We start from the raw sequence: 12,967 nt of genomic DNA, 5'->3' as shown, positions 1-12,967 counted from the left end.
CAGTCACCTAGAAGCCCCCACCTCTTCAATCGCGTTCGCGCGCCTGGCCCCCATTCGCCTGGCCCCCGAGCACGTACACTCACCTGGCACCAGATCCCTCCCCTTCCCCCCGAGCACGTACACTCACCTGGCACCAGATCCCTCCCCTTCCCCCCGAAAATCTCTTGCCCCTCCTCCCCCCTTCACCGATACTCTCCCCATTCTCATCTCGAGACGTCACGGACGACCTCTCGCCAACACCACGGACGGACATCGCTGTTCACGCGAGGGGCTCCACCGCTGCGCCGTATCCCTATCCGGACCGGCAGCACCGCACCCCTATCCCGCTCCCCTGGAAGGCACCCGACCATGGCGAACCGTCAAAACCTCGTTGTCGACGAGCTTCTCACGCGCCCCAGCAATGTCTGCCCCACCCTCTTTGTCGGCCTGGGCGGATGTGGCTGCCAGATCGCCATGCGCATCGCTCGACACCTGAAGTCGCGCCCCGACTACTCCGAGCGCTTCAAAGACCTCACGAAGTTCGCCCTGGTGGATACCAACATCAACGACCTCGAACTCCACCGCGAAGACGCCGACGAATCCTTCCTGATCAGCGACTTCGAAAAAGAGGCCTACGCCAACCTCGCCAGCGGCAAACTCTTCCTGGAAGCCGACGAATATTTTACCCAGTGGGTCCCCAGAGATTACCGCTTCCGCGCCGGGGACACCGCCGGCGCCGGCCAGATCCGCATCGAGTCTCGCCTGGGTTCCTACTACCAGATGAAACATGGCGATCTCGTCCCCCGCTTTCGCCGCCTCCTCGAAGCCCTCAAGCGCCACGAACATGGCCACCGCCGCCTGGACACCTCCGAGATCCGCATCATCCTCTGCTTCTCCATCGCCGGTGGCACCGGCTCCGGCTCCTTCCTCCCCCTGGCCTACATGCTCCGCGACCAGGCCCGGGCCCTGGGCAAACCCAACATGCTCGGCGTCTGCGTGCTCCCGGCAGTCTTCGAAGACAAAACCGGCGCCAATAAAGATGGCACCTTCGCCAACTCCTACGCGGCCCTCAAAGAAGTCGAACACCTGATGAAACTCGGCTCCCCCGAGTCCAGCTTCTTCCCGACCGACGGCATCGAATTCCACTACGATCCCTCCGACCACTCCAAACGCCGCGTCCGCCAGAAACCCTTCGAGTTCCTCTACCTCATCGACAAACCCGAGAGCTTCACCGTCGACCGCCCGGTCGATGCCGCCGCCGACGGCCTCTACCTCCAGCTCTTCTCCCCCCTCTTCGCCGTACAGGCCGGAGACTACGACAACTACACCCAGCACCAACGCTTCCTCGTCCCCCATGACTTCGAAGCCAAGGGCATCCCGGGATTCACCAGCTTCTACGGCTCCTACGGCGCGGCCGTGCTCCAGGTCCCCGTCGACGGCCTGGCCGACTACTGCAGCCGTGCCGCCGCGCTCAACATCATGCGCCAGAGCTTCCTGGGCGCCATCCCCGCCGACCCCATCTACAGCTCCCTTCGCTCCCACCCCGAGCCCTTCTACGAAGTCACCGAGCGCGACGACGAAGAAAACGCCCGCCCCGTCAAAACCGCCGACTTTATTAAAAAAGAAGAGGGCATCCGACAGGTCCTCCGCGACCGCCTCTTCCAGAAACGCGTGCGCCTGCTCGCCAGATGCGAAGCCGACGAAAACGCCGCCGGACGCTTCCTCGCCATCTTCCGTCACGGCCACCGCCTGGGCGAAATCCCCCGAGAAAACGCCACCTGGGCCCTCGACCCCGAGCGCGTCACCCCCGACCGCGAACAACTCGCCGATCGCGGCATGAACTTCTCCATCGGCGCGCTCACCCTGGAGGCCCTCTGCGGCCCCAAAGCCGGCGCACAACCCGGACTCCTCTCCGCCGCACGCCGTGCCATGGACGCCGCCAGTGAAGAGCTCGAAGCCGAAGTCTCCATCGAGCGCAACACCCTGGCCCGCGATCTCGTCGGCCGCGCCATGTACTGGGCCGAAGATCTCAAACGCCGCGGACTCCGCGTACTCGAACAGGGCTACACCCAGCACGGCATCGCCTTCCCCGGCCTCGAAGAACTCCTGGAACTGAAGTTCCTCGCCCAGGACACCGAAGACGTCAGCCTGGCCGCCAAACGCTTCGCCGTCCTGGCCATGCGCGACGAACTGCGCACCGAGATGCGACAGCCTCCCGCGCCGGTCCCCTTCGAACTCGACGGCATCGAAGACGACGACAAAATCAAAGAAAAAGACGCCCCCGATCTCATCCGGCGTCTCATCGACCAGGCCATGGAGCGCGCCTCCCGCGAACTCCTTACCCACTTCATCGAACAACGCACGGCTCTGCGCGACAAACTCGCCGAGTCCGTACGCATCCTCCGCGTGCTTGAACTGGGCTTCGACGATTTCCAGCGCGATCAAACCCGTCAGCTCGAGCGACTCCGCGAGCAGGGAGACCACTCCACCAACCAGTTCGTCCTCGACGCCGAGGCCTTCCAGATCGAAAACGGCCGGCGCATGTGGGACTTCTTCTACGCCGACCGCATCGCCCCGATGCCCGAACTGGCCATGAGCAACCCCCGCATCCAGGCCAAACTCAGCGGCACCGTGCGCGACTTAAGCCTCCGCGGCTCCGGCTCCACCACCGCCACCCTCAACCAGCTCTTCGATGCCCTCAAAGGCTACGCCCACCTCCACCTGATGCGCACCCTCTGCGGTGACCCCAAAAGCACCGACCCCGCCCGCCGCGACGGCCTCACCCTGGCACAGGCCCTGGAACTGGAGGTCGCCTACCGCGCCCTCTACATGAGCAACCTGGAAAAAATTCAGGAGCGTAAAGACGCCGCCATCACCGAAGTCGTCGCCCGCTACCGCGCCCAGCCCCGAGAGCGCCAGCTCGACCTGATGGAGCCCATCCACCAGGACTACCTCCGCGACAAAATCCGCCGCGTCGTCAACGAGCGCGCCGATCTCCTCGTCAGCTACGACGAATCTCGCGACCAGCACGGTGGCGTGCGCCCCAACCACGTCTTCCTGGCCGCCATCTCCCCCGACTTCAAAGACACCACCGTCGAACGCGCCCTCAACGGCGCCAACCTCGGCGGCATGCGCTGGGTTGATAAAGGCTGGCACAACCCCCGCCAGATCGTCTTCTACCGCGCCGTGCTCAACGTCCCCCTTTACGTCTTCGGACGCATGGACGAGATGAAGGAGCACTACCACCGCTTCAAAAACCTCTCCAAACGCTCCAAAGTCCTGCACGTCGACCGCAACTGGGAAGACTCCCTGCCCGACCTCGACCCGGACACCGCCCAGGAACACCACCGCCAGGAGCAGATGCGCGCAAACATCGTGAACTTCGCCGCGCTCTGGACCCTGCGCGATCCCCTCTCCGCACAGAGCTACATCCTGCTCCGCGACGGACACTACTGGCTCCGAGAGCCTCAGCTCTCCAGCCCCCTGCAAAGCGCCACCGCCTCCGGTACCAACCATCTCAAAGCCCTGGGCGATCGCCTGGCACCGGCCATCAACACCCTGCCTGAGCTCCTGGACGCCGAGCGCGTCAAATACCTGCCCTACCTCCAACTGCTCGCCGCGGTACGCGAAGGCATGGCTCCGGCAGTCCTCCAACAGATCGTCAAACTCCCCTTCCAGTGGCGAAAGAATCGCGACGAGTTGCGCACCCAGTACGGCAGTTCCCCCTCCCCCAACCAACTGCTCAAACTGCGCGACTTCACCGACGCATTCAACCGCCTCCGTGAAGCCCTGGACGCCCTCCTCGCTCACCTCCGCAACATCGAAACCGAGCGCCTGACCCTGGGCGGCGACGCCGGCGAAAACGCCGCCGGACTCCACCCGACACAGGCCGGAGAAAACCTGCGACAGAGCGTCGAAATCCTCCGCAGCTTTCAAGAAGGCTGGCGCGCCATGGAAGAGCCCGAACGCTCCACCTCAGTGCCGCCCTCCTTCCGCTCCCTCTTCCGCCCCCTGGCCGAAGAAGAACTCCACCAGACCCTGGAGACCCTGCGGATCGGCACCACAGAGCCCGTGCCCGGAGCCCCAACTCCCTCCACCGAAAAGCTCGACTGACCAGGTGGCCCATTTCCAGACGCCTCCCCTTGCCTGACACCGAACTCCGCGACTCGCACAGCCCCCCCGGTGTCAGGTGAGCGATCGACGCACAGCTCCCCGGTGTCAGGTGAGCGATCGCCAACGATCGCGCACCTGGCACCAATTCTATGATCGTTCACCTGGCACCGAAGCATCGATCGATCACCTGGCACCGGCACTCCCCTCCTTGCAGAACTGATCTTCTATGGCCGAGCGCTCTCCCAACTCTTCCCACATCTACCCCGAGCCCACCCTGGTCATCGGGGTGGGACGCTTTGGCCTGGCCCTGCTCGAAAAACTGGGCCAGGAATGGCGCGGGCTCTCTCAGGCCGCCAGCGACGATCCCTCAATCAAAAACCTCCGACTCCTCTCCGTCCTCCCAGACCCCACGAGCGAAGAGCACCGCTGGCGCCTCCCCGAAGCCCCCCTCGCCCGCATCGCCCTGGCCGCCGGAGAAGACGACCTGCCCACTCTGGCCCTTCACTTCGCCATCATCCGCGCCCTGGGCCTCATCCGCTTCCACAACGGCACCTACCAACTCGCGGTCCCCCGCGATCACGGCGCGGTCGAGAAAAATGACAGACACTCCATCCGTCGACGACGCTTCTTCTCCTGGCATCCCCTCGACAGCGATCCTCGCCGCGCCCCCGAACGCCTCCACCGCCTGGCCACTCGCGACCCGGAAGTCGACCTTTTCCTGACCCCCATCGTCGAACGCGTTCTCCACGGCCAGAGCCCTCGCCTTCTGCTCAACCTCATCGCCCGCTACCGTGCCTACACTCAGGGCCGCGACCCCTCGCCATGGCCCTGGCTGGCCCCACACCTGCCCCACGATCGCACACCTGGCACCGACACCCATCTTAGCCTCCCCTTCTCCCACACCTGGTGGCACGAAGATGACCATCACCCCTCGCTCCTGGGTCACCTCCCCCCGGCCGCGCTGCCCGATGACTCACAGCCCCCACCCCCCATCCACATCCCCTCCATCTTCGCCCCGGTGCCAGGCGATCTCACCTCGCCACTCTCCCCGCGGCGCCTGCTTAGCATCGACTGGGAGACCTCCGGCTGGGTCGCCGGCGAACTCCAAAAACAAGAATCCGTCGAGTTCTTCCCTCTCGACCTGAGCCCCTATCGCCTGGGCCTCTTCGACCACGACGACTCCCCCGGACTCGATCTCAACGCCTCCGCCTCCGCCCTCAAAGAACTCGGAGAACTCGTCCACCGGGGGCTGCTCCGCATCTGGCTCGACCTGCAACGAGAGCGCCACGAAGATCCCATGCTCTCGCTACAAGAGCGCCGACGCGTCGACGCCGAAACCTCCGCAGAGCAATGCCTGGAACTTCTGGGCGAACTCGTCCTCCACCCCCTGCTTCGCCACGAAGGCGACCTCGAACACACCCCGGTGTCTCACCGCCCTAACCGCTGGGTCGACGGCCCCCCTCTCCCCGCCACTCCTTCGCCCGCGCTTCAAAAGACCCTCGTAGATATCGAAGCCACCCATGCCGCTCGCGAGCGTCCTCTCCTGCAGCGCCTGCGCTCCCTGGGATTAAACTTCGAACTCGACGAACTCGGTCACCGACCGCTCCTCCAGAGCATCTCACTCCATCCTGATGACCTCCGCAGTGAAGCCCGTCTCACGAAGCTGCGCAGCGCCGTCAACGAAGAAGCCCGGCACCTCCTGAGCTTCGATCACCTGACCTCCTACCGACGTCGGGCATCGCGTCAACCCCCACGCCTGACCGTCTACCTGGTCGCCGAAGCCAAAGATCCCTTCACTCGACGCGCCCTGCGCCCAATCCTGCGCGCGATCCATCAAGAACTCATCCGCGCCTATCGCCCCCTGCTCGATACCGGCCGCCAGGGCTTTGATCGCTCCCTCTCCATCGTCCCCATCCTCTGGACCCCGCACCCCGCAGACGCCTTCGGCGCCGATCACCCCGACGCGAACCTCACCGAAGAGGCCGCCATCCTGGCCGCCGTCCACGACCTCCGCCGCTGGGTCGAAGCCCTCCCGGCTGGACACCGCTGCGTACCCCAGATCTTCATCAACAGCCGCGTCAACGCCGGCGCCGTCCTGGGCCTGGACGATGCCCTGCGCCAGACGCACGACTTTATCTCCCTGCAGATCCGCAACGAGCTAGGCCGCGACCCCTGGCTTCGCCAGACCGCCGAAGGGTTCGGCGACCACGATATCTTCGCGACCTTTAGCTGCGTAAAAATCGAATTCCCGGCCGAACGGGCCCGCGAATATCTGGCCAATCGCCTGGCACGCGAAGCCCTCCTCCGCCTGCGCTCCTCCACACCTCGCCAGACCGATACATTCGAAACCTCCCCGATCCTCCCCCTGGAGAGCATCCCTCCCTTGCCCGATGCCCTCCTGGAGCCGCCCCGCCAACGTCTCGACCACCTGGCTGCCGCCACCGCCGACCGCCTCGCCAGCGACGTTGACGACCGCATCCATCTCTCGGCCCATACCACCACCGCCGAGCTTGCGAATCGCTTCGATAACACCTTCGAAGATCACCTCTTCGACCGGGTCCACTCCGCCTGGAAAGGCCTGACGCGCCAGCGCGGAGAAATGGATCAGATGATTGATAGCCTCCGCCAGCAGGCCGCCGCCCACCTGCACCGCTCCCTTGCCTTAAGCCGAAAAAACGCCGACGTCCTCATCGACGAACGCGCCTCCAAAGGCGGCCTCGCCGCCGCGCTGGCTGGCTTTAATCTCCTTCACCAACACTCCCGAACGCTCCTCGATGAGGCCGAGCATCAACGCATCCAGGCTCAACGCCTCTGCCTCCGCCACAGCCTCCCCGACCCCACTCCCATCGCCCAGGCTCGACGCGATCTTCTAACCGCCGCCGAATCAAAACCCGATCTGCGTCCCCTGCTCGTCGGCGCCATCTTCCTCGCGATCATCGCCCCGGCCCTGGGCGCCCCGCTGGCCCACGCCCTCGCCCGCGCGCTCAACCTTCACCAACAGCCCAACCTTATCGAACCCCTCCTGGGCCCGGGAGGCTGGCTGATCGGTGGCCTGGCACTCTTCCTCCCCGCTGCCTGGCTTCTACACCGCCATCTGCACCAGCACCTCGACCGCGTTCGCAACGCCATCAACGCCCTCAACCAGGCGGTCCGAAACGTCGTCCACGGACGCTCCCGACAACTTTTTAGCGAGTCCCCCTCCATCCATTCGTTCTTCGCCGCCCGCCTGCTCCTGAGCCACGCCCTGGCACAGCGCAACTTCGCCGATCGTCTCCACGACAGCGTCGACGCAGACCGCAACCGCGCCTTCCGCCTCATCCAGAGCGTCGAACTCCAGGAACGCCTGCTTCGCCAACACGCAGAATCACTCGGAGCTCGCCCCTCCTCGACTCCCGAACTCGCGCCGCAAACCCGCCTCGACGATGATCTCCGCGCCCTCTTCCAATCAGACCCAAACGCTCCAGACGCACCGCTCAGCCTCCTGGCCCCCGAGCACCTTCTGGAGCACTACCTGCGTCACTTCCCGGCCTGGAACGACATCGATGCCACCCTCCCCGCACTCCTCAGCCAGGCCGGCGGCTTCCAGCGTTGGCGACATCAAGCCTGCCTGGCCGACACCCACGCCCTCCTCGCCTTCGGACGAGACCACTTCGAAGAACTCCGAGCCACCCCGCTGGGCGCTCAACCGGCTTTTGAAGCCCGAGTCGGCACCAACCTGACCCACTTCGTCGCCTTCCACTACGCCAATCTGGGCTTCGGTGCCCGTTTCACCGGCTTTGAGGGCTTCGACACCTCGGGCATTCGTACCCTCGCCAACACCGCACTTCTCATACACCCCCAACTGCTCCCGGCATTCGAGCGCGCTCGCCTGGCACCCAACGCCCATCCCACCACCGAAACCCTCGATCTTATCGAAGCCAACATCCTGCCCAACACGGCCTTCATGATCTCACTGGTCCAGGGCATCAACGCACGCAGCATCCAAACGCTGCGTCGTCACGAAACCTTCTTCGATCGTCTGGAACTCCCCGACAGCGCCTCACCCTGGCAGAAGCACTCGCTAACCATTGCATCCCGTCACGCGCTCGAACCATCCCCTGACGTGACCTCCCCCTCCCTCGACCGATCACCTGGCACCCATACACATCCCCCCCTCGATCGATCACCTGGCACCGGTAAGACCGCTCCACTGCCGTCCGATGAAGAGCATTCATGATCACCCTGGCCCTCCTCACAGACGTTCGATTCCTGCTGTCCCTGACGTTCGAGCTTGCCTGGCACGCCGCCGCAGCCACGCTCGATCTGCTCAGCACAGCATCGCCAGGACTGGTGGCACTTCTCATCCTGACGCTGCTTTCCACCCTGCTCGGGTCAGCCCACATGATGCAACGCGAGCTCAACCATACCCTGGCTCGCACCCCGGACACTCGCCTCAACCCTCTCAAACTCGAGCTTCGCTACACCTTTCTCGGCATCGCCCTGCGCGCGCTCTTCTGGATGATATCCCTGCCTCTTCGCATCGTCCGGGCCCTGTTCAACCTCCTTCGGGGCAGCAACGCAGACACTAACAAAAGCGCCTCGCCAGCGCCGCCCCCCCTACTTGTGCCCTCTCTCGGCCCTAGCTTTCTCTGGGCGACACTCATCACCACCGCGCTCTATCTGGTGTCTTGGGTACTTGAACCCCTGATCCGTTGGCACCTCGACCTCCCGCCCAACTTCCCCACCTGGACCTACCTGGCCATTGGACATCGCCCCGAACTAGCCCCCTTTCTTCCGCTCCACAGTTACCCCTGGCTCGAAGCTCTCATCGCCACCACCGGCTGGCTCCTCCTCTGGTGGACCATCGCCCGCTTCGTTCGCCTGGCACACTGGAATGACATTGGTCTCAACCTTATCGCCCGCGTCCGCACGCCTGGCACCTTGTCATCCTGGACTAACACTTTCGGCGTCACCAACCTCGCGGAGCTGGACCCTTCCTTCCGGGCCTGGGCCCGCTGGCTCCCGCTGGCAGTACTGCCATTGCTGGCCCTTAGCTTTGTCGCGTTAGCCGGCTCTCCTTATCGCCCTGCACTGGCCTCATTTGCCCTGGCACTGGTCGCCATCTCCTCCTGGGGGCTTCACCTCTCCCTCAAGGGCATCTACCGCCCGGCATCCCCCGAAAGCCCAACCGATGACCTGGCACCGCGCACGAACACCACCCCCGACTGGAACGACGTTCTGGCGCATCTCCAACGCTCCTTCAACCTGGCCCCCCCTCCGCTAAGCGCGCCCCCGCGAGCGATTCCACCGCTGACGACACACAAGATTTCTACCCAGGCCACCGAACTCATCTCTCCACTGCTCCTCGAACTTCTCCCCCAAGCAGGCGGCCTCACCGACATGCAGCAAGATGTGCTCCTGCACCTATCCCGCGCCTCTTTTGTCCACCTGGAGCCCCCGGCCGACACTCGCACTCTTGCCCTCGGCGAGCACAAGTCATCCCTCCCCAAACAACTGCGCCACCGCAATCAACTCATCATCGCACCGGAGGGGGCTGGAAAATCCACCCTGGGCATGCTCGCCGCGATCAACACCGCGCTCATCCATGCACAGAGCACTCTCTTCATCACCCGACGCTCCGAAGACGTCCATCGCACTCTCGAGCAACTGCGACACCTGGTCACCCCTTCAACTCTGCGATGGAACGTACGTGTGCGAAGCCTCGACGCTCGCCTCATCGAAGATCTCGCTACTGGCATCATCCCCGACGTCCTCATCTGCGATCTCCAACAACTGACCACCCATCTGCTGGCCGACGTCGAAACCTATCGCCGCCTTCTCTCTAACCTGGGACTCATCGTCGTCGATGATCTCGAAAACTTCTGCGGCCCCATCGAAACCCATGCTCAACTCGCCATGCGCCGCCTCGATCTGCGCCTGCGCTCTCTGCGCGAGGTCGAGACCCTGGGCGAACCAATGGCCCCCGTATTCTTGCTCCTCGCCGCCGCGTCCATGGACAACCTGGCGTCCTTTGCCCGCTCCATATGTGGCGTCGACGCCATCCCCCGTATCTTTACCCTTACCCCACCGACGTCCGAACGCCTGGCACCCACCGACATATCCACCCACCAATCCGCTTCTTTAGGCCGACGCCAACTCTTCTACAACCTCAACGACTTCACCCTCCCAGACGGCTCCGCTCTTAACGCTAACGAGCTCATCGAAGCCTGCGAATCTCTGTCCGTACCCTGGCACTGGCGCACCGCCGGTGACGACCGCCGCCACCTCGGTCGCGCTATTCTGCCCCTGCATCAGGAGCCCCTGCATCACACGGACACTCCCCTCGACGCTACCGTCATATTCATCGAAGGCCACGCTACCGCCGTAGCACGCGAAATCGATCGTCTTCCACGCGCTGGCGCACACCATCGGCCTACACTCCCACAACAGTCCCAAGATGCTCTCACCACCCACCAGAAGAGGCCCTCAGTTGCGTTGATCACGCTCTCCAACCCGATCGAACGCCTGGCACTCTTCTCATCGATTCCTCCCGAAGACACATCGCCTCCCATCTCAGCACCTGCAACTCCCTCTCCGTCCGATAACCTGGCTCCGCTCCCCCCTCACCAAACCGAATCTCCCGCCTGGCTCACACACCTCCCACGCCCCTTCCTGCGCCCGCCCTCCGGTGCCATCATCCGTCGGCACCTTGCCAGCGAACTCACTCAACACTGGACCGAAATCGAAGAGCTCCTGCACATCTTCGGAAATGACATCATTCCCCTGCTACGCGAACTCACGCGCCGCGGTGAGATACTCCTCGATCCACGCAAAACACTTCGTTCAGACTCGCGCCACTATCAAAACCAACTCTATGCTCGCGCGCTCGAATCAGCTCTGAGTTCGTCCGACGCTCCCGCCGCCACCCTACTTCCTCCTCCGGTTGCGAATGTCGACGTTGCCTCCCATGACCACGTCGCTCTGCGCGAGCGCTCCACCCTCTTAGAACTCGACCGCATCGACGCCCAGAGTGCCCGCTTCCTTTATTACCCGGGACGCATCTTCGACTCCGCACACGGCCGCCATATCGTCATTTCCTACTCCGACGATAACGCAACCAGAGGTGCCTTTGATGTTGGCGACATCATCGTAGAGCCCTTCCTGGGCGACGATATCACCTCCCCTCAGCGTAGAGTTGTCGTCGAGCTCATCGCCAGTCCAAGCGCCTCTCTAATTCCTGAAAAACGCTTCCTGGGCGACCTCCCCATAGGACTGGGACACTTCCCCGTACAGTGCATGCTCCACCACCGCGCAACCCTTCGCCTGGCACCACACACACATACTATCCGCCAGCGCATCTACTCTCGCGACGAAACCTCTCAGGCTCCACGCCTACGCACTCGCGCACTTGGTATCTTCCCGAACATCGACCCCGCATCTGCCCTCACGCTGGCCGAAGCTCGACTGCTCTGCGCAGCCCTTCGGGCAGTGCTCCCACTGCTCTACCGCGGCTCCGATACCGCCATCGGAACCACTCTCCATCTCTGCGACCTTCCCCCGAATACCTCTCCCCCATCAAACCACCTGTTGAGCCCCACCGACGCCATCTACGTATTCGATCTCCATAGCGACGGTAACGGTGCCAGCCAAACGATCGAACGTGACGGCATCACGCCTATGCTCCACCTTGCTCAAAACCTTCTAGCCAACCTCTCCTCTCCGGCCACATTGCTAAACATCTATGATGAATGGGATACACCACTCTCTCCTGACACTCTCGACGAGGCACTCACAGGGCTGCTGACGTGGCTGACAAGGCACTTACACGCTCATATCGGAGGTGCCCCTTGAAACATCACTTGTTCATTCTTTTTTGCGCGCTAACCACCGCTTGCTCCCCTTCCGATAGCCCGCGCGCGCTGCCCATCCCCATCCTTGATGCGGCTGCAATCTTCCCTACCTCCGTCCCCTCACCTGGCACTGAATCATCTCACATAGATTCCACGCACACTAAAAATCGCTACCGCCAACTCGCTCAAACTCGCCCTGAAACCACCTTCAGTTCACGCGTTCGCGTTTCTCTTGGCGCAAACCTAACCGCCGAACTTCCCGATAACCCCCAACGCTGGCACTGGTCCCGTAAGCAGGACCTCACCCTGATTTCCTATCAACAGCCCAAACAACCACCAGAACTTCTCATTATAACTCAACCCTTCTCAACGAAGCGCCACGACTCACCATCCCGCGCTCTGCGCTCGTTTCTCTCGACCAGCATCCTCGAACTTACAGCTACCAACACCTCAACCCTCCCTTCCCCCTCCTCTACACTGCTCTCATCTAACGAACATCTGGGAGCCATTCAGACGCTTCAATCATTTTTTACCACAGGCCGCGGACTCGGATTTCTTCCATCACCAAACACTTTTTCTGGCTGGCGCCACATCGGCATCACCTCCGAAGGCCTCCTCGTTCGTCTTGGCCACTACCAAGGCACCTGGAGCCCGCAACTCTCCTCCCCCTCGAATCTATCTTCCGAAGACATCTCCTCTCTCCCTAAAGTTCTCTCTGACAAACCTGCAAACAACCTGGAAGAAACCGACATAGCCTCGATTGTTCGCAACGCTCTCCCCCTGACAACCTCTCCCCAGCCTTCATCTCTCCGCCCCGCCCGACTGTACCTGGGAACAGTGGAGAGTTCCCCAACGCAAGGCATACATCTGGTGCTTATCTGCACGAACCGCACCTCAACCTGCCCCCAGGCCTTATCTCTTCGACATCTTCTAAATTCACTTTCCAGCATCGCAGCCCCAAGCGCTGAACCCACGCTGGCATTCACCGAGCACATCCGCGCCGTCTTCTGAAACGGTGCCAGGCGCTCGATCGCGTCTCTTCCACG

Annotated in this window: 4 protein-coding genes; all 4 read left to right on the top strand. The window is 63.1% G+C overall.

The features are described 5' to 3' along the window. Nucleotides 1-348: 348 nt before the first annotated feature. The 4 genes from DL240_RS07010 (at nt 349) to DL240_RS19590 (ending at nt 12,932) form a co-directional block, all read left to right on the top strand. Nucleotides 349-4,092 carry a tubulin-like doman-containing protein gene (locus tag DL240_RS07010; RefSeq protein WP_158542416.1) on the top strand — a complete coding sequence of 1,248 codons (3,744 nt, stop codon included), beginning with the start codon at nt 349-351 and terminating at the stop codon, nt 4,090-4,092. A 226-nt stretch (nt 4,093-4,318) separates the two neighbouring features. Continuing rightward, complete coding sequence (locus tag DL240_RS07005) at nt 4,319-8,308, top strand: hypothetical protein (RefSeq protein WP_111729147.1); 3,990 nt, start codon at nt 4,319-4,321, stop codon at nt 8,306-8,308. Further along, nucleotides 8,305-11,922, top strand: a complete 3,618-nt coding sequence (locus DL240_RS07000) for a DEAD/DEAH box helicase family protein (RefSeq protein WP_111729146.1) — start codon at nt 8,305-8,307, stop codon at nt 11,920-11,922. The genes DL240_RS07005 and DL240_RS07000 overlap by 4 nt, the downstream gene beginning before the upstream one ends. Beyond that, on the top strand, nt 11,919-12,932 hold the full coding sequence (locus DL240_RS19590) for a hypothetical protein (protein ID WP_146618155.1): 1,014 nt from the start codon (nt 11,919-11,921) through the stop codon (nt 12,930-12,932). The genes DL240_RS07000 and DL240_RS19590 overlap by 4 nt, the downstream gene beginning before the upstream one ends. The last annotated feature ends 35 nt before the right edge of the window (nt 12,933-12,967 follow it).

Source organism: Lujinxingia litoralis, from assembly GCF_003260125.1.
GTDB lineage: Bacteria > Myxococcota_A > Bradymonadia > Bradymonadales > Bradymonadaceae > Lujinxingia > Lujinxingia litoralis.
Note: the sequence above shows the minus strand (reverse complement) of the source record. Positions and strands in the feature narration are given on the sequence as shown.